Source organism: Streptomyces lincolnensis (assembly GCF_001685355.1).
GTDB classification, from domain to species: Bacteria; Actinomycetota; Actinomycetes; order Streptomycetales; family Streptomycetaceae; genus Streptomyces; species Streptomyces lincolnensis.
In genome coordinates, this window is sequence record NZ_CP016438.1 from 968,980 (window position 1) to 990,840 (window position 21,861).

23 protein-coding genes are annotated in these 21,861 nt (G+C 71.6%); 12 read left to right on the forward strand and 11 right to left on the reverse strand.

Annotated features, from left to right (window positions below; all coding sequences use genetic code 11):
* Positions 1–72: 72 nt before the first annotated feature.
* From SLINC_RS04330 to SLINC_RS04375, 10 genes are all read right to left on the reverse strand, one after another.
* A complete protein-coding gene (locus SLINC_RS04330; RefSeq protein WP_067426965.1) occupies positions 73–1,089 on the reverse strand; it encodes an asparaginase in 1,017 nt (338 codons plus the stop codon).
* Between the two features lie 55 nt (positions 1,090–1,144).
* Complete coding sequence (locus tag SLINC_RS04335; protein WP_067426969.1) at positions 1,145–2,578, reverse strand: amino acid permease; 1,434 nt, start codon at positions 2,576–2,578, stop codon at positions 1,145–1,147.
* Entirely contained in the window at positions 2,575–3,252 is a 678-nt protein-coding gene (locus SLINC_RS04340; RefSeq protein WP_067426973.1) for a FadR/GntR family transcriptional regulator, read from the reverse strand. The genes SLINC_RS04335 and SLINC_RS04340 overlap by 4 nt, the downstream gene beginning before the upstream one ends.
* A 175-nt stretch (positions 3,253–3,427) precedes the next feature.
* Positions 3,428–4,264: an undecaprenyl-diphosphate phosphatase gene (locus tag SLINC_RS04345; RefSeq protein ID WP_067426976.1), complete on the reverse strand. Its 837-nt coding sequence runs from the start codon at positions 4,262–4,264 to the stop codon at positions 3,428–3,430.
* A gap of 85 nt (positions 4,265–4,349) precedes the next feature.
* The gene (crcB, locus tag SLINC_RS04350; RefSeq protein ID WP_067426979.1) at positions 4,350–4,724 is read right to left on the reverse strand and encodes a fluoride efflux transporter CrcB; all 375 of its coding nucleotides are present in this window, start codon (positions 4,722–4,724) and stop codon (positions 4,350–4,352) included.
* Positions 4,721–5,101 (reverse strand): DUF190 domain-containing protein, encoded by a 381-nt coding sequence (locus tag SLINC_RS04355; RefSeq protein WP_067426985.1) that lies wholly within the window; start codon positions 5,099–5,101, stop codon positions 4,721–4,723. The genes crcB (SLINC_RS04350) and SLINC_RS04355 overlap by 4 nt, the downstream gene beginning before the upstream one ends.
* Positions 5,098–5,550 carry a fluoride efflux transporter CrcB gene (gene crcB / locus SLINC_RS04360; protein ID WP_067426988.1) on the reverse strand — a complete coding sequence of 151 codons (453 nt, stop codon included), beginning with the start codon at positions 5,548–5,550 and terminating at the stop codon, positions 5,098–5,100. The genes SLINC_RS04355 and crcB (SLINC_RS04360) overlap by 4 nt, the downstream gene beginning before the upstream one ends.
* Before the next feature lie 164 nt (positions 5,551–5,714).
* Positions 5,715–6,677, reverse strand: coding sequence for an SMP-30/gluconolactonase/LRE family protein (locus SLINC_RS04365; RefSeq protein WP_067426991.1), 963 nt, complete (start codon positions 6,675–6,677; stop codon positions 5,715–5,717).
* A 63-nt stretch (positions 6,678–6,740) separates the two neighbouring features.
* Positions 6,741–7,028, reverse strand: a complete 288-nt coding sequence (locus tag SLINC_RS04370; RefSeq protein WP_067426994.1) for a helix-turn-helix domain-containing protein — start codon at positions 7,026–7,028, stop codon at positions 6,741–6,743.
* 206 nt (positions 7,029–7,234) lie between these two features.
* Positions 7,235–9,256, reverse strand: coding sequence for a beta-galactosidase (locus tag SLINC_RS04375; RefSeq protein ID WP_067426997.1), 2,022 nt, complete (start codon positions 9,254–9,256; stop codon positions 7,235–7,237).
* A gap of 198 nt (positions 9,257–9,454) precedes the next feature.
* Here SLINC_RS04375 and SLINC_RS04380 point away from each other — a divergent pair, with 198 nt between their 5' ends.
* The 3 genes from SLINC_RS04380 to SLINC_RS04390 all read left to right on the forward strand — a co-directional run bounded on the left by SLINC_RS04380 (position 9,455) and on the right by SLINC_RS04390 (position 11,776).
* The gene (locus SLINC_RS04380) at positions 9,455–10,486 is read left to right on the forward strand and encodes a LacI family DNA-binding transcriptional regulator (RefSeq protein ID WP_067444957.1); all 1,032 of its coding nucleotides are present in this window, start codon (positions 9,455–9,457) and stop codon (positions 10,484–10,486) included.
* A 473-nt stretch (positions 10,487–10,959) separates the two neighbouring features.
* Entirely contained in the window at positions 10,960–11,310 is a 351-nt protein-coding gene (locus SLINC_RS04385) for a VOC family protein (protein ID WP_067427000.1), read from the forward strand.
* Between the two features lie 76 nt (positions 11,311–11,386).
* The gene (locus SLINC_RS04390) at positions 11,387–11,776 is read left to right on the forward strand and encodes a MarR family winged helix-turn-helix transcriptional regulator (protein WP_067427002.1); all 390 of its coding nucleotides are present in this window, start codon (positions 11,387–11,389) and stop codon (positions 11,774–11,776) included.
* A gap of 15 nt (positions 11,777–11,791) precedes the next feature.
* Here the strand turns inward: SLINC_RS04390 and SLINC_RS04395 are convergent, their stop codons facing one another.
* A complete protein-coding gene (locus tag SLINC_RS04395; protein WP_067427005.1) occupies positions 11,792–12,649 on the reverse strand; it encodes a LysR family transcriptional regulator in 858 nt (285 codons plus the stop codon).
* A 352-nt stretch (positions 12,650–13,001) separates the two neighbouring features.
* On the opposite strand from SLINC_RS04395, the gene SLINC_RS04400 reads away from it, so the two are divergent.
* From SLINC_RS04400 to SLINC_RS04440, 9 genes are read left to right on the forward strand one after another with little or no spacing between them, the layout of a single operon-like run.
* The gene (locus SLINC_RS04400; protein ID WP_067427009.1) at positions 13,002–13,736 is read left to right on the forward strand and encodes an alpha/beta hydrolase; all 735 of its coding nucleotides are present in this window, start codon (positions 13,002–13,004) and stop codon (positions 13,734–13,736) included.
* Entirely contained in the window at positions 13,733–14,581 is an 849-nt protein-coding gene (locus SLINC_RS04405; protein WP_067427014.1) for a sulfurtransferase, read from the forward strand. Before SLINC_RS04400 ends, SLINC_RS04405 begins: the two co-directional genes overlap by 4 nt.
* 36 nt (positions 14,582–14,617) lie before the next feature.
* Complete coding sequence (locus SLINC_RS04410; RefSeq protein ID WP_079164400.1) at positions 14,618–15,496, forward strand: ABC transporter permease; 879 nt, start codon at positions 14,618–14,620, stop codon at positions 15,494–15,496.
* Between the two features lie 2 nt (positions 15,497–15,498).
* Complete coding sequence (locus SLINC_RS04415) at positions 15,499–16,215, forward strand: ABC transporter ATP-binding protein (RefSeq protein WP_067427017.1); 717 nt, start codon at positions 15,499–15,501, stop codon at positions 16,213–16,215.
* Entirely contained in the window at positions 16,212–17,180 is a 969-nt protein-coding gene (locus SLINC_RS04420; RefSeq protein ID WP_067427020.1) for an ABC transporter substrate-binding protein, read from the forward strand. The genes SLINC_RS04415 and SLINC_RS04420 overlap by 4 nt, the downstream gene beginning before the upstream one ends.
* Positions 17,181–17,195: 15 nt before the next feature.
* The gene (locus tag SLINC_RS04425) at positions 17,196–18,293 is read left to right on the forward strand and encodes an LLM class flavin-dependent oxidoreductase (protein ID WP_067427023.1); all 1,098 of its coding nucleotides are present in this window, start codon (positions 17,196–17,198) and stop codon (positions 18,291–18,293) included.
* 10 nt (positions 18,294–18,303) lie between these two features.
* Positions 18,304–19,302 carry an ABC transporter substrate-binding protein gene (locus SLINC_RS04430; RefSeq protein ID WP_067427027.1) on the forward strand — a complete coding sequence of 333 codons (999 nt, stop codon included), beginning with the start codon at positions 18,304–18,306 and terminating at the stop codon, positions 19,300–19,302.
* On the forward strand, positions 19,299–20,405 hold the full coding sequence (locus SLINC_RS04435) for an acyl-CoA dehydrogenase family protein (RefSeq protein WP_067427029.1): 1,107 nt from the start codon (positions 19,299–19,301) through the stop codon (positions 20,403–20,405). The genes SLINC_RS04430 and SLINC_RS04435 overlap by 4 nt, the downstream gene beginning before the upstream one ends.
* A complete protein-coding gene (locus tag SLINC_RS04440; protein ID WP_079164401.1) occupies positions 20,402–21,778 on the forward strand; it encodes an FAD-binding oxidoreductase in 1,377 nt (458 codons plus the stop codon). Before SLINC_RS04435 ends, SLINC_RS04440 begins: the two co-directional genes overlap by 4 nt.
* Positions 21,779–21,861: the final 83 nt, after the last annotated feature.

Sequence of the window (21,861 nt, forward strand, 5' to 3'; positions counted from 1 at the left end):
TCAGGGGCGCGGGGGACTGCGCGACCAGCCACACACGGCCGCCAGCCGCCGAACAAGAGATCCGGCACATCCTTAGGCGCAGGCCGGCACGGCAACCGGCTCCAGCGAACGAACGGGCCGCACACGCCCGACCTCATGGCCGCCCCCGAGCAGCGCCTCGCCCTGGAACTCGGTGAGCAGCGACGGATCCACCCCGGCCCACGCCAGCGCCGCAGCGGCGACCGGCACGCGCGCCCGGTTCGCCCCGTCCGCGATCTTCACGGCGACGGCGCGGCCGTCGGGGAGGGCGGCGACCTGCACTCCCTCGAAGCCGTCCTTGGACAACAGCCCCGGCACGGCCCGCATCAGCGCGGCCACGTCCCGGCCCGCACCGGACGCCATCTCCACGTGTTCACGCATGGCGTCGGCGACCCGGGCCTCCGGTGTGCCCGGAGCGGCGGAGGTGATCCGCGCGGTGGCGCGCGCGAGGCCGTGCAGCGACACGGAGAAGAGGGGAGCCCCGCAGCCGTCGACGGTCACCCGGGCGATCCGCTGCCCGGTCAGGTCCTCGACGATCTCCGCGACGGCCTGCTGGAGCGGGTGCCCGGGATCGAGGTAACCCTCCAGAGGCCAGTCGTTGAGGACGCACGTGTAGAGCATCGCCGCGTGCTTGCCGGAGCAGTTCTGGGCGATCCGGGAGGGCAGTCGTCCCTCCCGCACCCAGGCATCGCGGACGACGGGGTCGAACGGCATGTCCGGCACGTTGCGCAGGGCGCCCTCGCCGACGCCGGCCAGCTCCAGGATCCGCCGGGTCCCGGCGAGGTGGCGTTCCTCGCCGGAGTGGCTCGCGGCGGCGAGCGAGAGCAGCTCGCCGTCCAGTGGCAGCCCGGCCCGCACCATGGCGACGGCCTGTACGGGCTTGATCGCCGACCGCGGGTAGAACGCGGCCTCGATGTCGCCGAGCTGGAAGTCGACCCGTCCGTCCGCGCCGAGGACGACGACGGAACCGTAGTGGATGCCCTCCACGACACCGCCGCGTATCAGGTGGGCGACGGGGGCGTGGAGGGGCTCGCGGATCAGGGGTGCGTCCGCGACGGAACTGCTGTACATCACTACCTGTCTCTCGGGGGGCGCCCCGCGGGTCACGCGTCGGCGCGCGGATGGATTAGGTGTCGGTGGACGCTCGGGCGACCCGGCCCCGGACTGCGAACCATCCGGCGACCAGTGCCCCGACGATGAGCGGCAGGCACAGCACGGTGGTGCGGCCTGCGCCTCCGTCGGCGTACATGAGGACCAGGACGGAGGCGAGGAAGGCCAGCGTCACGAGTTCGGTCCAGGGGGAGCCCGGCAGACGGTAGCCGGGGCGGCTGAGGTCGCCCTTCTGGGTCTTCTGCCAGAAGAGCAGGTGACAGACCATGATCATGGCCCAGGTGGACAGGATGCCGATCGCGGCGAAGTTCAGCACGATCTCGAACGCGTCGTCGGGGACGACGAAGTTGAGGCCGACGCCGAGGACGCAGATGCCGCTGGTGAGCAGGATGCCGCCGTAGGGGACCTGGCTGCGGCTCATCACCGCGGTGAACCTGGGGGCGGAGCCGGACATCGCCATGGAGCGCAGGATGCGGCCGGTGGAGTACAGGCCGGAGTTGAGCGAGGACATGGCCGCGGTGACGACGACGAGGTTCATGACGCCGCCGGCCGCCGGGATGCCGATGTTGGACAGCACGGTGACGAAGGGGCTCTGGCCGGACGTGTACTTGTTCCAGGGCAGCAGCATCGACAGCAGGACGACGGAGCCGACGTAGAAGAGGCCGACGCGCCACATGATCGAGTTGATCGCCTTCGGCATGATCTTCTCGGGGTTCTCGGTCTCGCCGGCGGCGACGCCGACCAGTTCGACGGAGGCGTAGGCGAAGACGACGCCCTGGATGATCAGCAGCATGGGCAGCAGGCCGTTGGGGAAGATGCCGCCGTTGTCGGTGATCAGGGACGGGCCGGGGGTGGTGTCGCCGACCTCGTGCTGGGTGGCCAGCAGGAAGATGCCGATCAGCATGAACGCCACGAGCGCGCCCACCTTGATGATGGCGAACCAGAACTCCAGCTCGCCGAACATCTTCACCGAAATGAGGTTCACGGTGAGGACGACCGCGAGCGCGATGAGCGCGATCACCCACTGCGGGATGTCGGAGAACATGCCCCAGTAGTGGGTGTAGACGGCCACCGCGGTGATGTCGGCGATACCGGTGGTGGCCCAGTTCAGGAAGTACATCCAGCCCGCGACGTACGCGCCCTTCTCGCCGAGGAACTCCCGGGCGTAGGAGACGAAGGCGCCGGAGGACGGGCGGTACAGGACGAGTTCACCGAGGGCGCGGACCACGAGGAAGGCGAAGATTCCGCAGACCGCGTAGGCGATGAACAGGGAGGGGCCGGCCTCGGCGAGGCGGCCGCCGGCGCCGAGGAAGAGGCCGGTGCCTATCGCGCCACCGATGGCGATCATGTTGACGTGCCGGTGCTTGAGGGACTTGCTGTAGCCCTCGTCTCCGGCATCGACATGGCTGGAACGTTTCTGCACGCCGTCGTGCAGGGACTGCTCGCTCACGCCTCGGGTCCGCCTTCCGTGGGACTGTCCGTGCGCGGGGAACGCACGATGTCGGTGAGGGTGGTCTCGACGCGGTCGAGGTGGTGGGACATGGCCTCCACCGCGTCGTGTTCGGAACCGTCGATCAGCGCCTCGACGATGGCCCGGTGCTCGCGGTTGGACTGCTCGCGGCGGCCGCCGAGTTCGTTGAGGAACGCCGACTGGCGGGCCAGTGCGTCACGGATCTCCTCGATGACCCGGCGGAAGACCGGGTTCTGGGCGGCCTCGGCCACCCCGAGGTGGAACAGCGTGTCCATCGCGACCCAGGCGGTGGTGTCGGTCTCCCGCTCCATCCGGTCCAGGAGGTGGGCCAGATGGTCGAGGTTCTCCGCGGTGCGGCGCCTGGCCGCGTACCCGGCGACCGGGATCTCGACATGGCGGCGCACCTCCAGCAGGTCGCTGGCCGCGTAGTCGCCGAAGGTGGGGTCCTCGACGGCGTTGGCGACGACGAAGGTGCCCTTGCCGGTCTTGGAGACGGTCAGGCCCATGGTCTGCAGAGCCCTCAGGGCCTCGCGCAGGACGGGCCGGCTGATCTCCAGGGTCCGGCAGAGCTCCGCCTCGGAGGGGAGCTTGTCGCCGATGGCGTACTCGCCGCGCTCGATGGCGCCGCGCAGGTGCGCCAGGACCGCTTCCATGGCGCTGATGCGCCGTGGAGGCTGACTGGCTGTCCGGCTGTCTGACAGGTTCACGGGAGTGATACTCCGGGTGACGTGAGGCCCCTGTCAAGACGGCTGAAAGGATCTTTTCACCGGATGTGGGGCCTGAAAGCGGCCCCACATCCGGTGGATCGGCTGCCCGAGGCCCCCGCCGTCAGCTGCTGATCCCGCCCATGGCCAGCAGCCCGAACAGCAGCACCCCGACGAAGATCCGGTAGACCACGAAGGCGTTGAAGGAGTGCTTGGCCACGAACTTCAGCAGCCAGGCGATGGAGGCGTAGGCGACGACGAAGGAGACCACCGTGCCGGCCGCGAGCGGGACCGCGCCCACGCCCGTGCCCAGGGCGTCCTTCAGTTCGTACAGGCCGGCGCCGGTCAGGGCGGGGATGCCGAGGAAGAAGGAGAGCCGGGTGGCGGCGACACGGTCCAGGTCGAGGATCAGGGCCGTGGACATGGTGGCGCCGGAGCGGGAGAAGCCCGGGAAGAGCAGGGCGAGGATCTGCGAGCTGCCGACCAGCATCGCGTCCTTGAAGGAGGTGTCGTCCTCCCCGCGCTTGTGCCGGCCCATCTGGTCGGCCGCCCACATCACGCCGCTGCCGACGATCAGCGAACCGGCGACCACCCACAGCGAGGCGAGCGGGCCCTCGATGAGCGGCTTGGCCGCCAGGCCCACGGCGACGATCGGGATCGTCGCGCAGATCACCCACCAGGCGAACTTGTAGTCGTGGTGGTGGCGCTCCTCACGGTGGACGAGCCCGCGGCCCCAGGCGGAGACGATCCGCACGATGTCCTTGAAGAAGTACACGAGCACGGCGGCGATCGCCCCGACCTGGATCACGGCCGAGAACCCGACGACGGCGTCGTCGTCGACCGGGATCCCCATGAGCCCCTCGACGATCTTCAGATGGCCGGTGGAGGAGACCGGCAGGAACTCGGTCACCCCCTCGACGGCTCCGAGGACGACGGCCTGACCGACGCTGATGACGCTCATGGGATCCAGTTCTTCTCAAGGGTGTCGCGGGGCACGGCGTGTGCGGCGGGGACAGTCTTACTACACCCGTACGAGAGCCGATTCCCTATGCCCAGACCGCCTGGGCCAGCGCGACTCCCACGAAGACCGCCCCAAGTCCCGCCACCACACTGCCGATCACGTTGACCGCCGCGTAGAACCCCGCGCCCGTCTCGGTCAGCCGGAGGGTCTCGTAGGAGAAGGTCGAGTACGTCGTCAGCGCCCCGCACAGGCCGGTGCCCAGGAGCAGTTGGAGGTGGGAACCGGCGGCCCCCGCCGCCGCGGCACCGGTGAGCGTGCCGAGGATCAGGCAGCCCGTGACGTTCACCGCGAAGGTGCCCCAGGGGAAGACCGAGTCGTGCCGGGACTGGACCGCGCGGTCGGTGAGATAACGCAGCGGGGCACCGACCATCGCGCCCATGACGACCAGGAGCCAGTTCACAACTGCTTCTTACCCTTCGTGCCCGGTTCGCCCTGATTTTCGTCGCGGCCGACGTACCTGATGACCTCGCAGTCGTCGAGCGTCACCAGGCCCTCGGTGACCAGTTCGTCGAGCTGCGGCAGGAACGCCCGTACGCGCTCCTCGGCGTCGACGATCACGACGGCCACCGGCAGGTCCTCGCTCAGCGACAGCAGTCGTGAGGTGTGGATCAGGGAGGAGCCACCAAATCCCTCGACGCCGCGGAAGGCGCTGGCGCCCGCGAGGCCGGCGGCGTGGGCGCGGTGCACGATCTCGCTGTAGAGGGGCTTGCGGTGCCAGGTGTCATGCTCGCCGACGAAGACGGTCAGGCGCAGGGCACGGCCGGTCAGCCTTGTCATCGCCGCCTCCCCTTCAGGACGCCGCGGGTGGCCGCGGCCGCGAGCCATACCGCCGTGAGCGCCGCCAGGACAGTCGCGGCGAGATAGGCCAGGCCCGTGCGGGCGTGGCCCGCGTCGACCAGCCGCTCGATGTCGACGGCGTACGTCGAGAAGGTGGTGAAGCCGCCGAGGACGCCGGTGCCGAAGAAAGGGCGGACCAGGCGGTGGGCGGCCCACACGTCGGTGATGACCACCATGAACACGCCGATCACCGCGCAGCCGACGACGTTGGTCCAGAAGGTCGCCCAGGGAAAACCGCCCGGCGGGGCGGGCCACGCCAGGGCGAGCCCGTACCGGGCGGTGGCACCGAGAGCACCACCGAGCGCGACGACGGCGAGGACGGGGGCCTGGCCCTGGCGGACGGGTGTCCGCGCGGCCGGGAGGCCGGTGCTGGTCTCCTGGGTGCTCATGTCGTACGTCTCCTACTCGCCGGGGCCCGGGCAGCCGGGCGCGCGCCATCGCAAGTAGGGACCGTTGGCGGCCTGCGCCGCGGTTCGGGTACGGCGGGCCCCACCGCCGCGCCGCGAGGGGAATCGCGGCCGGTCAACAGCGTAACCCCGGGTTCGGGGCCGGGTCACTTCGGGGCGGGTGCCTCGCAGACCGCGACACCGTGCTCCCACAGGCTGCCCAGGATCAGGTGGTCCCCGGTCCGGCAGACGCTGGTGACGAAGCGGAAGCCGGAGTGGCGGCGGGCCATGTGGTGGATCACGGTGCCGTCGTCGTCGACGGCCAGAACGCCGATCATGCCGGTGGGACGGTAGGGGGCTCGGACGGCCAGGCGCGCGACGCCACGGCGGACGGCCGGTGCGGCGCGGTGCAGCAGCTCCAGCGGGGGGACGCGGGGCCCGGCGAGGGACACCCAGACCGGGCCGTCCTTGCCGGCACGCCAGAGGTTGTCGGGCATCCCCGGAAGGTTCTCCACGAAGGGTTCGCTCTCCCCCGCACGGGGTCCGGTGAGCCGGTAGCGGGTCAGGCGGCGCGCGCCCGTCTCGGCGATCACCAGGAAGGACTCGTCGCCGCTCACCGCCAGCCCGTTGGCGAACTGGAGCCCCTCCAGCAGGACGTCGGGCGCCTCGCTGTCAGGGGCCAGGCGCAGCAGCCGGCCGGTGCCGGTGTGCTCGACCAGGTCGCCGATCCACTGGTCGAGGGGGTATCGGCGGCTGGAGACGGTGAAGTACAGGGTTCCGTCGGAGAGGGCGACGACGTTGCTGGCGAACCGCAGCGGCTCCCCCGCCACCGAGTCGGCGAGAATGCGCACGGTGCCGTCGGAGAGGTCGACGCGCAGCAGGCCGAGGTCGGCGTCGCACACCAACAACCGGTCGTCCGCGAGGAGTTCGAGACCGAGCGGCCTGCCGCCGGTCTCGGCGAGCACCTCGACCCGGGCCGCGGCCGGATCCGTCACCCCGTCCAGGCGGACGATGCGGCCGTCCTCCAGACCGGTCAGCACCCGCCCGCGGGAATCGGCCACCACGTCCTCGGGGCCGCGCCCGCCGAGCGCGACGTAGTGGTGGGGGACGAGAGCTGCCGGACGGTCCATGGACGTCTGCCCTTCGCTGTCGGGACGGGTGCCGGGCGGACGTGTACCCCCGCGGTCCGTCGGCTACCAGCCCTTCTCGAACATGCGCGCCACCTCGGCGATCCGCATCTCGTCGCGCCGGTAGTGGGTGCGCCGCCGGATTCTCCTGGTGCGCAGCAGGCCGATGTCCGCGAGCAGGTCGAGATGCCTCTCGGCGACCTCGCGGGACACGCCGAGCTTCACGGCGACGGCGTCCGCGGTGACGCCGTCCTCGACGAGGTCACCGCGTTTCGGGGGCGGGAAGTGGGCGGCCGGGTTCTTCAGCCATTCGAGGATGTCCAGGCGCTTTTCGCCGGTCGGAGCCCTCAGCATCGTCGTCCCCTCCGTCCGAGCCGCCTCGTTCCGCGTCTTCCCACTGTCCCGCAGTCCGAGCCGCCCTGTCCGGGACTCCCCAACGTTGTCCGACATCGAACTCTTTTACTGCGGAGGCCAGTTCGGTAATGGGCGTGGCCGGTGAGGCCCGAGGAAATGCCCCTCCGCCCGCGGCTCGTGGCACGCGCGGGCGGAGGGGGGCCTGGTCAGCCGTCGAGTCGTACGACCCGGACGGCGCCCGCCGGGACGGGCAGCCGGCCCGCGGCGCGCTCACCGGTCAGCAGCTCGGTGCCGTCCGTCTCCAGCGGCACCTTGACGTCGGCGGCGGTGTGGTTGATCGCGAACAGGTAGGTGCCCGACTCGCCGGTGCGGCGCACCACTTCGACGTCGCGGGGCAGGTCGGCGCGGGCGTCGACGCCCGCGTCCTCGATCGCCCAGCCCAGCAGCGCGTCGAGGCCCTGGGCACCGAGGCGGGTGGAGACGTACCAGGCGGTGCCCCGGCCGTGGCGGTTCCGGGTGACGGCGGGGTGTCCGGCGGTCAGTCCGTCGGCGTACGTCCACACGGGCTCGGCGCCGCGCGGCACCACGACCTCCGTCCACACGTCACCGGTGAGCTCCGAGCCGTCGGAGCCGGCGATCCGCACCGCCTGCCCCGGGAGCAGCGGTGAGAACTCCTCGACGGTCAGGCCGAGCACGTCGCGCAGGGCACCGGGATGGGCGCCCTCGTGGACGGCGTCGTGCTGGTCGACGATGCCGGAGAAGTACGACACGACGACGGTGCCGCCGTTCTCGACGTACTCCCGGACGTTGCGGCCGGCCTTCTCCGTCATCAGATACAGCGCGGGAACGACGACAAGGGGATAGGCCGACAAGTCGGCTTCCGGGTGGGCGAAGTCGACCGTGAGGTGACGGTCGTAGAGGGCCTCGTAGAAGGCGTCGGCGCGCTCGCGCGGGTCGTGGTCCTCGCTGGGCCGCCAGTCGAGGGTCTGCGCCCACCAGGAGTGCCAGTCCCACAGGACGGCCACGTCGGCGGTGGTACGGGTGCCGCGGACGGTGCTCAACGAGTCGAGGGAGGCGCCCAGTTCGACCACTTCGCGCCAGACGCGGGTGTCGGTGCCGCCGTGCGGGACCATCGCCGAGTGGAACTTCTCGGCGCCGCGACGGGACTGGCGCCACTGGAAGAACATCGCGCCCTCGGAGCCGCGGGCGACATGGCCGAGGGAGTTGCGGGCCATCTGGCCGGGGGCCTTGGCGGGGTTGCGGGGCTGCCAGTTGACGCCCGAGGTGGAGTGTTCGAGCAGCAGCCAGGGGGCGCCGCCCGCGACCGAGCGGGTCAGGTCGGCGGCCATCGCGAGGTTGACGTGGGTGCGGCGGCCGTCGGTGATCAGGTAGTGGTCGTTGGTGACGATGTCGACCTCGCGCCCCCAGGCCCAGTAGTCGACCGAGTCGCACTGGCTGAGCGCGACCATGAAGTTGGTGGTGACCGGGACGCCGGGCGTCAGGCGGTGCAGGATGTCCCGTTCCGCCACGAAGTTCTCGCGCATGGTGGCGTCGGCGAACCGCTTGTAGTCCAGCGCCTGGCCGGGGTTGCCGACCGTGGCCGCCGTGCGCGGCGGGTCGATCTCGTCGAGGTGGGCGTAGCGCTGGCCCCAGAAGGCGGTGCCCCAGGCCTCGTTGACCGCGTCGACCGTGCCGTACGTCGTGGCCAGCCAACGGCGGAAGTGGGCGGCGCAGGAGTCGCAGTAGCAGGCGGAGACGGGGACGCCGTACTCGTTGTGCACGTGCCACATCGCCAGGGCGGGGTGGTCGGCGTAGCGCTCGGCGAGTTGCGTGGTGATGGTCGTGGCGGCGGTCCGGTAGTGGGCGTTGCTGTGGCAGATGGCGCCGCGCGAGCCGAAGGCGAGGCGGACGCCGTCCGCCGTCACCGGCAGCGCGTCGGGGTGGGCGCGGTAGAACCAGGCCGGGGGAACGACGGTCGGGGTGCCGAGGTCGACGCGGATGCCGTTGTCGTGCAGCAGGTCCAGGATGCGGTCCAGCCAGCCGAAGTCGTACACGCCCGGCCGGGGCTCCAGCAGCGCCCAGGAGAAGATCCCGACGCTCACCATGGTGACGCCGGCCTCCCGCATCAGCCGGACATCCTCCTGCCAGACGCTCTCCGGCCACTGCTCCGGGTTGTAGTCCCCGCCGAAGGCAAGCCTGGTGAGGCCCCTGGGGGTGGTCTCCGGCATCGATCTCTCCTGGTTCGGATGATTGGGAGCGTGCACACACGGTGTCGGCAGCGCGACGGCCAAGATAACCGCATACAGGTGATCCTTGCCAAGAGGAGCGGCACGGGTTCTGCTGTGCACGATCACAGCACGTGGTCGATCCCGGTGGTCATCCGGCGGTTCGGACGGCCGCTGTCCGCCGTCCGGGGCCTTAAAGTCATGACCATGAACAGTTCGGGGGGCCGGCGCAAGCCGCCGACGATCCACGACGTGGCGCGGGAGGCGGGTGTCTCGCGCGGCACCGTCTCGCGCGTACTCAACGGCGGCCACTACGTCAGCCCGGCCGCCCAGGAGGCGGTCAACGCCGCCATCCGCAAGACGGGTTACGTCGTCAACCGGCACGCCCGTTCACTGATCACCGGGCGTTCCGACTCGGTGGGCTTCCTGCTCACCGAGCCGCAGGAGCGGTTCTTCGAGGACCCGAACTTCAACGTCCTCCTGCGCGGCTGCACGCAGGCGCTGGCCGCCCACGACATCCCCCTGCTGCTGATGCTGGCGGGCACCGAGGACGAGCGGCGGCGCCTGACGCGGTACATCACCGCCGGGCATGTCGACGGGGTGCTGCTGGTCTCCAGCCATTCCGGGGATCCGATCGCCGAGGAGCTGCGCGCGGCGGACGTGCCCCTGGTCGCGTGCGGCAAGCCGATCGGGCTCCGTTCCCGGGTGAGCTATGTGGCGGCCGACGACCGGGACGGCGCCCGCGAGATGGTGCGGCACCTGCTGTCCCTGGGCCGCCGCCGCGTCGGCGTGGTCACCGGACCGCTGGACACCCCCGGTGGTGTCGAGCGGCTCGCCGGGTACCGGGAGGTGCTCGCCGAGGCGGGGGTGGAGGCCGACGAGCGGCTCGTCGTCTCCGGCGACTACAGCCGGGTCAGCGGCGAGCTGGGCGCCGAGCGGCTGCTGGCCCAGGCTCCCGACGTGGACGCCGTGTTCGTCGCCTCCGACCTGATGGCCCAGGGCGTCCTGACCGCCCTGGAGCGGGCCGGACGCCGGGTGCCCCAGGACGTGGCCGTCGGCGGCTTCGACGACTCCCCGGCCGCCCTCGCCGCCCGCCCCGAACTCACCACCATCCGCCAGCCCTGGGACCGCATCAGCACCGAGATGGTCCGCGTCCTCCTGGCCCAGATCGGCGGCGAGGAACCGGCGGCGGTGATCCTGCCGACGGAGCTGGTGAAGCGGGAGTCGACGTAGGGCGCGTCGCGTGCGGGGGCTCTGCGTTCGGGCTCCGCGTTCGGCGGCTTTACGTGGGACGGGTTCGGCATAGGGGACGGGTTCGGCGTAGGACAAGCCCGGCACACCGCGGGCCCGGCACGGCGCGGAGTGAGATCGGTTCGATGCCGGACGGGGCTCCGCGAAGGCCGATCACGGCGCAGGTCGGATCACGGCTCGGCGTGAGTCCCCGACCCGGACGGACGGCCCCCGACGACCGCCCGTCTGCCGGGGACGGCCCTGGCCGGGCTCCCGGTCCGGGGCGGACAGCCCAAGGGGCGTCGCGAAGGTTCACGTACCGCTCAGTCCAGGACGTCCTCTCGGCGGATGCCACCACCGCGCACTGGACTGCCCGCCCCGACCGATCAGGATCGGAGAAGCCACCGACCGCTCCCCCGGCCTAGCGTGAAACCACCGACACGGACCGTCGGCACCCACGCACCGAGGAGCACACCATGACCGCCGGACTGAACACGATCATCTACCCCGTCAAGGACCTCGCCGCGGCGAAGGCCCTGTTCAGCGCGCTGCTGGGGACGGAACCGTACGCCGACGAGCCGTACTACGTCGGGTTCAAGGACGCGGGCCAGGACGTGGGCCTCGACCCCAACGGGCACGCCAGGGGCATGACCGGCCCGGTCCCCTACTGGCACGTGAGCGACATCAGGACGAGCCTCGCGGCCCTGGTGGACGCCGGGGCGGAGACGCTCCAGGACGTCCAGGACGTCGGTGGCGGCAAGCTGATCGCCTTCGTGAAGGACGCGGACGGCAACCTCATCGGCCTGACGCAGGATCCGGTCGCCTAGCGCTCACACCTGACTTACTTGCAGGTGCACAACTTGCATGCTCAACGACTGGCCGATTCGGTGTTACCGTGCATGTATGGCAGTGAAGACGGTCGAGGCCGGCCTTGAGGAGCGGTGGCGGGACATCCTGGCGGTGCACGCGCGCACGATGTGCGAGATCGACCGCGTCCTGCACCCGCACGGGCTGGGCGCGAGTGATTTCGAGGTCCTCGACATCCTCGCCACCGAGTCCCCTCGGGAGGGCGACCAGTGCCGGGTGCAGAACCTCGCCGGACGGGTGCATCTCAGCCAGAGCGCGCTGTCCCGCCTCATCGGCCGGCTGGAGAAGGACGGCCTGGTGGAGCGTTCGGTCTGCGTGGAGGACCGCCGGGGCGTGTGGGTGTCCCTCACCCGCAAGGGACGTGACCTGCACGCGGAGGTTTTGCCCCTGCAACGCGCGGCCCTGGACCGCATGTTGAACGGCTGACCTCTCCTCCACCTCTCACCTCACCCCCACCAGTACATCCCTCACCGCGGCGAAGGCCGCCTCGACCGTCGCCGGATCCGCGCCCGGACGGGCGAGCGCGCTCATCGGGATCGGGGGAACGGCGGGCAGCCCGTCGTAGGGAGTCAGTCCGTCCGGTGCCGGTCCCACCGCCGCGAGGAGGGCCACGCCCTGGCCGGTCCGGGCGATGTCCAGGACCCCGGCGAGATAGCCCGCGTCACCGACGACGGTGGCCGACACCCCCTGCGCGGCCAGGGTCGCGATCGCGCGACGACGGATCGCGCACGGATCCTCGATGGCGACCAGGGGGACGGGGGCGGGGGCGCGCGGGGGCTCCCAGCCAGGGACGGCGTGCCAGGTGAGCGGGAGGCCCCCGACCGGTGTGCCCTCGGTGGCGGCCGCCTCCGTGACGTACACGGCGACGTCGACGCTGCCGCGTTCCACCGCCTCGACCAGCCGGGCCGACCGGTCGATACGGAATCGGACCCGGCAGCCGGGGCGCACGTCCTGCACGGCGGCGGTCAGGCGGGGCAGGAACTGGTCGGCGGCGTGCTCGGTGGAGCCGATGGTGACGGTGTCGCCGTCCCGGTCGAGCAGGGTGCGGACGGCCTCGTCGTGGACGGCGAGGATCCGGCGGGCCTGTTCGAGGAGCAGACGACCCTCCGGGGTGAACCGGGTGCCGCGGCCCTCGCGTTCCACCACCGGATGCCCCAGGGTCTTCTCCAGTCTGCGGACGTGCTGGCTGACCGCGGACTGGCTCAGGGACAGGGCCCGGGCCGCGCGGTGGAAGCCTCCGCAGTCGGCGACCGCGGTCAGGCTGCGCAGGGCCACGATGTCGAGGACCGGTTGGGGCATGCGGCGACAGTAACCCGCGCCATCGATCGATCGCGATTTCTGATCGGTTTCGATGCGGAATCGTCGTTGGACGTGGTGCGGGGGTGCCGGTCATGATGGGCGCATGCTGCACGCAACCGCTTCCGCTGCCCTTCTGACGCAGCGCCGGGTCATCGACTTCGGCGTGGCGTGCAGCGCGCGCTGTTGCTGACTTCGCGCCGCGTCTCGCCGTAGTCCGCGCCGCTTCCTTCCGCAGCCCCGTCCACCACGCCGCCTTTCACTGACGCGTGACGTCGCCCTCGGCTGCTCTTTTCCCCTCTTGCATCTCTTTCGCCATGAATGCCCCCTGCCCTGAAACGGGAGCTGCCCCCTCATGTCCTCATCCCTCGCCCGGGAGTCCTTCTCCCGGGAATCCTTCTCCTGGGACGAACCCGAAGGCCTCGCCGCGCGCGGCACGCTGATCGTGCTGGCCGGCCGGGGTGAACACGGCGGTGTGTACGAGCGGTTCGGCCGCCGTCTGGCCTTCGACGCCTACCGGGTCCGTGCCCTCGGCGACCCGACCGCCGATCCCTCCGTGCTCGACACCGCGGCCAAGCTGCTCGCCGACGAGTCGCTGCCCGGCCCGAAGGTGCTGGTCGGCTCGGACACCGGAGCCCACCACGCCGCCCGTCTCGCCGCCGAACGGGAGGCGGACGTCGACGCGCTGATCCTGGCCGGACTGCCCACCGCCCGCTGGACGGCGGGCAGTTGGGAGGCCGAGGTCGAGGCACGCACCGCCTGCCCCACCCATCAGGGGCGCCTCACGAACGACCCCGGCTTCCGGCGGGGCGCGCTCGACGAGAGCCCGGAGCCGCCCGAACTACGCCTCGACCGCGTCCACGTTCCGGTCCTGGCCCTGCACGGCAAGGACGACCCGGTGAGCCCGGTCGAGCAGGCCCGGGAGGCGTACGCCGGACTTCCGGGAGTGCGAACGGTGATCTTCAACGGTGGTCGGCACGATGTCCTCAACGACGCCCTGCACCGCACCGTGGCCGCGACCGTCGTGCTGTTCCTGGAGCGCCTGCGGCTGTCCCCCGAGCTGCCCGCGATCGCGGAGAGCCCGGCATGAGCGGGAAGGTGACGACGACGGTCGCCGAGCTGCGTGAACTCCTCGCCTCCGACGATCCCCCGGTGGTCCTCGACGTCCGCTGGACGCTCGGCGATCCGCACGGCCGCGACCATCACACCGAGGCGCGCATCCCGGGCGCGGTCTACGTCGATCTGGACACGGAGCTGGCCGCCCCGCCGAGCCCCGAGGGCGGCCGGCATCCGCTTCCCCGGGCCGAGGACCTTCAGCGGGCGGCCCGCCGGTGGGGCATCCACCAGGGGCAGCAGGTCGTGATCCACGACGACGCGGGCAACACGGCGGCGGCCCGCGCGTGGTGGCTGCTGCGGTACGCGGGCCTGTCCCGGGTGACGCTCCTCGACGGGGCCCTCGGCGCCTGGCGCTCCGCCGGACTGCCGCTGGAGTCGGGCCTCCCGGCCGACCCGCCGCCCGGTGACGTCGTCCTGGGCGAGGGCGCGCTGCCCACGCTCGACGCGGACGGTGCCGCCGGCCTCGCTCTCGACGGACTGCTGTTGGACGCGCGTGCCGCCGAGCGGTACCGCGGTGAGGTGGAGCCCGTGGACCCGCGGGCCGGACACATCCCCGGTGCGGTCTCCGCGCCCACCGGCGAGAACCTCGCGGCCGACGGGAGCTTCCTGCCACCTGAGGAGCTGCGCGGGCGGTTCGAGAAGAAGGGGGCGGCCGACGGCCGTCGTATCGGCGTGTACTGCGGCTCCGGAGTGACCGCCGCGCATCAGATCGCCGCTCTGGAGCTCGCCGGCTTCGAGGCGGTGCTCTTCCCCGGCTCGTGGTCCGCCTGGTCCGCCGATCCCACCCGCCCGGCCGCGACCGGCCCGCTGCCGTCCTGACGAAGGAACATCCGCCATGACGAAGGAATCCGCGCCGTGACAACGAAAACGCCGGCCCCGGCGGTGCTGCCGCAGCAGACCGCCGCCCCCGGACCGCCCGCCCCAGGCCGTGTCACGCTGCGCGGCACCGCCAAGTCCGGTCGTCGCCTCACCGTCCCCCGTTCCGTACGGCGTTCCGCGGGCCCGGTGGGCCTGGTGCTGCTGTGGTTCCTCACCTCGGCCACCGGCGTGCTCCCGGAGTCCGTGCTGGCCTCCCCCGTGGACGTCGTACGGCAGGCCGTGGAACTCACCCGCAGCGGTGAACTCCCCGACGCCATCGCGGCATCGGGCCGCCGGGCCGCGATCGGCTTCCTTATCGGCGCGTCCGTCGCCCTGACCCTGTCCCTGCTGGCCGGCCTGTTCCGGCTCGGCGAGGACGTCATCGACTCCTCGATGGGCATGTTCCGGGCGATCCCCTGGGTGGGCCTGATCCCCCTGTTCATCGTCTGGTTCGGCATCGAGGAGACCCCGAAGATCGCACTGGTCGCGCTCGGCGTGACCTACCCGCTGTACTTCAACATCTACGGCGGCATCCGCACCACCGACGCCCAACTCGTCGAGGCCGCACGGATGATGGGACTCGGCAGGCTGGGACTGATCACGTACGTGATCCTGCCGAGCGCCCTGCCCGGCGCGCTGGTGGGCCTCCGGTACGCCCTGTCCACCGCCTGGCTGGCGCTGGTCTTCGCCGAGCAGATCAACGCGGACGCGGGCATCGGCTATCTGATGAGCAACGCCCAGCAGTACTTCCGTACGGACGTCATCGTGCTCTGCCTCGTCGTGTACGCGCTGCTCGGGCTCGCCTGCGACTTCGCCGTACGGATCCTCTCGCGCCGGCTGCTGAGCTGGCGCGCCAACTTCGAGGGCGAGGCCTAGACATGTCCAACAGCGTGGAAATACGCGGCCTTTCACGGGCCTTCGACGGCAACACCGTGTTGCACGACCTGGATCTCGACATCCGCGAGGGCGAGTTCGTGGCCCTGCTCGGCCACAGCGGCTGCGGCAAGTCGACGCTGCTGCGGATCCTGGCCGGGCTCGACGAGGAGATCGGCGGCGAGGTCACGGTGCCCGCCCGTCGCAGTGCCGCCTTCCAGTCGCCGCGGCTGCTGCCCTGGCTGAAGGTGTGGCGCAACGTCGTCCTCGGGCTGCCGGGACGCCCCGACCGCGGGCTCGCCGAGAAAGCCCTCGACGAGGTCGGCATCGCGGAGCGCGCGGGCGTCTGGCCCAAGACGCTCTCCGGCGGCCAGGCCCAGCGCGTCTCTCTGGCCCGCGCCCTGGTGCGCGAGCCCGAACTGCTGCTTCTGGACGAGCCGTTCGGCGCTCTCGACGCCCTGACCCGGGGCCGGGTGCAGCAGCTGGTCGCCGAGCTGTGGCAGCGCCACGGCTGCGCGATCCTCCTGGTCACCCACGACGTGGAGGAGGCGCTGCTGCTCGCCGACCGCGTCCTGGTGATGGACGAGGGCCGCATCGCCCACGACCTCACCGTCGGCCTGCCCCGACCCCGCGACCTGACCGCCCCCGAGTTCGTCACCCTGCGCGCCCGCCTCCTGAACTGGCTCGGCGTGACCCGCACTCTGGAAGGAACCGCCTCGTGATACGCCGATTCGCAGCCGCCACGCTGAGCTTCTCCGCCCTGCTGGCGCTGACCGCCTGCGGCGCGGACTCCTCGGCGGACGCCTCCGGCAAGGGCCCGGTCACGCTCACGATCGGCGACCAGGCCAAGACCCTCCAGACCATCGTCGCCGCCTCGGACGCCCTGAAAGGCGCCGGCTACAAGGTGAAGTGGGCCGAGTTCGAAGGCGCCGCCCCGCTCTACCAGGCCGTGCAGGCGGGCGCCGCCGACACCACGTACTCCGCGGACCTTCCCGCGCTCCAGGCGCTGAGCGGCGGAGTGCGGTTCAAGAACGTGGCCGCGCTGAAGAACGACGGCCGGCACGTCGGCATCGTCGTCGGCAAGGACTCCGGCATCGACAGCGTCAGGGACCTCAAGGGCCAGAAGGTCGTGGTGTCCTCGGCGAAGGGCAGCATCTCCGAGTACCTGCTGGCCAACGTGCTCAAGCAGAACGGCCTCAGCTACTCGGACGTGAAGGTGCAGTACCTGCTGCCGACCGACGCGCAGGCCGCGTTCACCTCCGGGAAGATCAAGGCCTGGGCGACCTTCGGCGTCTACCAGGCCGTCGGCCTGGAACAGGGCGGCAAGCTGCTCGTGGACGGCGCCGACGGACGGGTCAGCGGCTACGGCTTCATCGGCGCGTCGGACGAGGCTCTCGCCGACGCCCCGAAGAAGGCCGCCCTGGCCGACTTCCTCAAGCGCCTCGGTACGGCCCTTCAGTGGACGAGCACCCACCAGGACGCCTACGCCCAGGCCATCGAGACCCGCAACGGCGCCAACCCGTCGGTGGCGAAGACGCTCGCCTCCGCCGCGTACAGCAAGGCCCTGCCGATCACCGACGACGTGAACACCACCGTCCAGGGCGTGGCCGATCTCATGCACGGCATCGGCGTCCTCGATCCGAACGTCGACGTGGCGAAGTCGGCCGACACGTCCCTCCTCAAGTAACCACGGGAGCAGCTCATGCCTGTCGAGTTCATCAGCGCCGTCCACACGGACGCGGAGGCATCGGGTCCGGCCGCCGCGAGCCGTACCGGTCTCGACGTCGACCACCTGCGCAGGTACGCCCGCGCCCTGGACGACGGCGGTTTCGACCACACGCTGGTCGCCTACCACTCGGCCTCGCCCGACGCGTTCCAGATCGCCCAGTTCGTGGCCACCCACACCGAGCGGATCCGCCCGATCCTGGCCCACCGGCCGGGCGTGATCTTCCCGACGCACGCGGCCCGCGCGCTCGCCACCCTGGACCGGATCAGTGACGGCCGGCTGAGCGTGCACATCATCTCCGGAGGCAGCGACGAGGAGCAGCGCCGCGAGGGCGACTACCTCGGCAAGGCCGAGCGGTACGAGCGTTCGGACGAGTACATCCAGATCCTCAGGAAGGTGTGGCAGGCCGAGGGGCCCGTCTCGCACGAGGGCACCTACTTCCGCTTCGAGGGCTACCACTCGGACGTGAAGCCGGTGAACGGGCTGGTCCCGATCTCGGTGGGCGGCTCCTCCCAGGACGCGTACCGGGTCGGTGGTCAGCAGGGCGACATCTTCGGGCTGTGGGGCGAGCCGCTCAAGGAGACCGCCGAGCAGATCGCCGCCGTGAACGCGGTCGCGGCGGCCGCCGGGCGCCCCGATCCCCGTATCTGGGTGTCGTTCCGCCCCATCATCGCGCCCACCGACGAGCTGGCCTGGGAGAAGGCGCACCGCACGCTGGGCGTGCTCAAGGACCGGGCACGCAACACCGAGCTGCTGCGCCACTACCGCACCTCCGGGCGCCCCGCCAACGTCGGCTCGCAGCGGCTGCTCGACATCGCCGAGCGCGGCGAGGTCCATGACCGCTGCCTGTGGACCGCACCGGCGGTCGCCACCAACGCGGCCGGTGCCTCGACCGCGCTGGTCGGCTCCCCCGAGACGGTGGCCAAGGCCCTCCTCGACTACGTCGACATCGGCTGCGACCTGCTGTCGGTCCGCGGCTACGACCCGCTCAACGACGCGATCGACTACGCCCGGCACGTCCTGCCGCTCGTCCGGCAGGAACTCGCCCACCGCGCCACGACCCAAGCCGCCTGATGGAGATCCCGTGTTGTTCCGCCGCACCCTGCGCACGTCCGCCGCCGCCCTCGTCCTGCTCCTGCCCTTCGCGGCGGCGTGCGGGAGCCAGGCACAGGCCGGATCCTCGTCCTCCGTCACCCTCCGGGTCGGGGCCACCGGCTGGAAGCTCGAAGAGGCGGTACTGAAGTACGCCGGTCTCGACGACACCCCTTACCAGGTGAAGTGGAGCCAGTTCCAGGGCGGTGACCAGCAGCTCCAGGCGATCCGCGCCGGAGCCCTCGACCTCGCCTCCTCCAGCGAGATCCCGCCGATCTTCGCGGCCGCCGACGGCGAACCCAACTTCGAGGTAGTCGCCGTGCAGCGCGGGGCGACCCTCAACCAGGAGGTCGTCGTCCCCAAGGGCTCCAAGGTGACCGACATCGGCGGCCTCAAGGGCAAGAAGATCGGCTACGTCAAGAACACCACCGCCCACTACATCCTGTACGAACTGCTGAAGCGGGCCGGCCTGAAGTGGTCCGACGTCGACGCCACACCGCTCCTTCCCAACGACGGCCTCGCCGCCCTCAACGGCGGCGGCATCGACGCCTTCGCCTCCTACGGCACCTCGATCATCACCGCCCACCAGCAGGGCGCGACGACGGTCGGCTCGGGCAAGGACATCCTGTCCGGCAACTTCCTCTGGTCCGCGCGGGACAGCGTGCTGGAGAGCTCCGGGCAGAAGGCGGCCGCGGCCGACCTGATCGCCCGGATCACCAAGGCGTACGCCTACGTCCGCGACGGCCACGAGGACGGCTTCGCCCAGGTCACCGCCGACGCCACCCACCAACCCCTCGCCCAGGCGAGGAAGGACCTTGTCGACGCCCAGGCCCAGCGTCCGACACAGGCCCGGACCGTCGGCGCCGACACGATCGCCTCGCAGCAGAAGGTCGCCGACGCCTTCACCGAACTCGGGGCGCTGAAGGATCACTTGGACGTGAAGTCGTTCTGGACCACCGCACTGAACGCCGACCTGAAGAAGGCCCTGTGACCGAGCCCATCGCCGAACTCGCCGCCGAGTACGACCGGTCGGCGGCCTTTCCCACCGAGTCCCTCCGGATCGCGCACGAAGCGGGACTGCTCACCGCGACCATCGGCCGGCGGTACGGCGGCCGGGAAGCCGGGGTCGAGGAGAGCGCCCGCATCCTGCACGCGCTGGGCCGGGCCGACCCGTCCGTCGCCCTGATCACGGCGATGACGCTGGCCACGCATGCCCGGCAGGCGGCAGAGCCGCACTGGCCCGAGGAGCTGTACGCGCGCGTGGTCAAGGAGTCGTTCGAGCGTCCCGTGCTCGTCAACCACGCGCGCGTGGAACCCGATCTGGGCTCCCCCGCGCGGGGCGGGCTGCCCGCCACCCGGGCGCGGCCCACGGCCGACGGCTGGGAGATCAGCGGCACCAAGCGGTTCGTCACCGGGGCCGAGGGACTGGACTGGTTCCTGGTGTGGGCGAGCACCGACGAACCGGAACCGCGCGTGGGCACGTTCCTGGTGCCCGGCGGCTCGCCCGGCATCGAGATCACGGGCCGCTGGGACCAGTTGGGGCTGCGCGCCAGCGGCAGCCACGAGGTGACGTTCCAGGCGGTGGAGGTGGCGCACGAGCACGTCATCGGCATCGGCCCGTACGGACCGGCCGCCGAACAGGACAACCGGGCGGGCGCGGCCCTCCATCTCCCACTCGCCGCCCTCTACTTGGGCGTAGCCCGCGCCGCGCAGGCGTTCTTCCACACCTTCGCCCACGCGCGTGTGCCCGCCAACCTGGGACACCCGGTGGCCCGTACGGAGCGCTTCCGGCGTACGGCCGGGGAGATCGAGGTGCTGCTCACGGCCGCCGAGCAGCTGGTGTTCGACGGCTCCGCGAAGCTCGACGCCGGCGACACCTCGTACACGCCCGAACAGGCCCTGGGCGCTCGCGTGCTGGCCGACCGGCACGGCGTACGGGCGGTGGAGCTCGCCGTACGGCTGTCGGGGAATCCGGGGCTGGACCGGGGCAACCCGCTGGAGCGGCATTTCCGGGACATCCAGTGCGCGCCCGTGCACGCACCCCAGGAGGACATCTCTCTGCTCGCCGTCGGAACGAAAGCACTGAACCCGTGACCGCCGCTCCGGAAACGACCGCGTCCGCGCGGCTCCTCGGCCTGCTCGCCCGCGATCTGCCACCCGACCGGCTGACCACCGACCCGGCCGTGCTCACCGCACACGCCACCGACCGCTCCGGCACCCGGCTCACCGGCGAACCGCTGGCCGTGGTGCACGCCCGGCGAACGCAGGACGTGACGGTCACGCTCCGGCACGCGCACGCCCTGCGCGTGCCGGTCGTGCCGCGCGGCGCGGGCACGGGGCTGTCGGGCGGGGCCACGGCGGGCGACGGCTGCCTGGTCCTGGACCTGTCCGGGATGAACCGCGTCCTCGAACTGTCGGCCGACGACCAGCTCGCCGTCGTCGAACCCGGCGTCATCACCGCCGAGTTGGACCGGGCGGCGGGTGCCCACGGCCTGCGGTACGCGCCGGATCCGGCGAGCGCGGCCCTGTCCACCATCGGCGGGAACATCGCGACCAACGCGGGCGGCCTGCGGTGCGCCAAGTACGGGGTGACCCGGGACAGCGTGCTGGGCCTGGAGGCGGTCCTCGCCGACGGGACGGTGGTCAGGACCGGCCGCCGTACCGTCAAGGGAGTCACCGGCTACGACCTGACCGCGCTGCTCACCGGATCGGAGGGCACTCTCGCGGTGATCACCTCGGCGACGCTGCGGCTGCGGCCCGTCCCGGTGGCGACGGCCACGATCGCCGCGTACTTCGCCTCCTTCGAGGCGGCTGCCGAGGCCTCGTACGCGATCACCCGGGCCGGGGTCGAGCCCGCGCTGGCCGAGCTCGTCGACGGGCCGGTGCTGCACGCCATCGACCCGGCGCTGCGGGAGCGGGGAGCGGCGCTGCTGGTGGTGCAGTGCGACGGGGCGGGCGCCGCGGTGGAGGCCAAGGCGGTCGCCGGGCTCCTCGCTCCCCTGGCCACGACGGTGCAGACCACGGAGGATCCCGCCGAGGCCGAGGCGCTGCTGGCCGCCCGCCGGCTCGCGCTGCCGTCGCTGGAGCGCCTGGGCCGGCCGCTCATCGAGGACATCGCCGTGCCGCGCTCCCGGCTGGCGGAGGCGGTCAGGGAGATCCGGGCGATCTCCGCGCGCCACGAGGTGCCCGTGTTCACGCTCGCGCACGCGGCGGACGGGAACCTGCACCCGATCATCGTCGTGGACCCCTCGCTCGACCGGCTGCCGGAGGCCGCGTGGGAGGCGGCCGGAGAGATCTTCGCGCTGGCTCTGCGGCTCGGTGGCACCCTCACCGGCGAGCACGGCGTGGGGGTGCTCAAGCGGCAGTGGGTCGCCGAGGAACTCGGGCCGGCCGCCCACTCGTTGCAGCGCAGGCTCAAGGAGGTCTTCGATCCGCGGGGCATCCTCAATCCCGGCAAGGTCCTGTGAAAATCGGCCGGCCGCGGCCGGGCATGTCCGGCGTCCCAGGGGCCATGCTCAACGGAGAGCGAGCGGGAAGGGAGCTGACACCC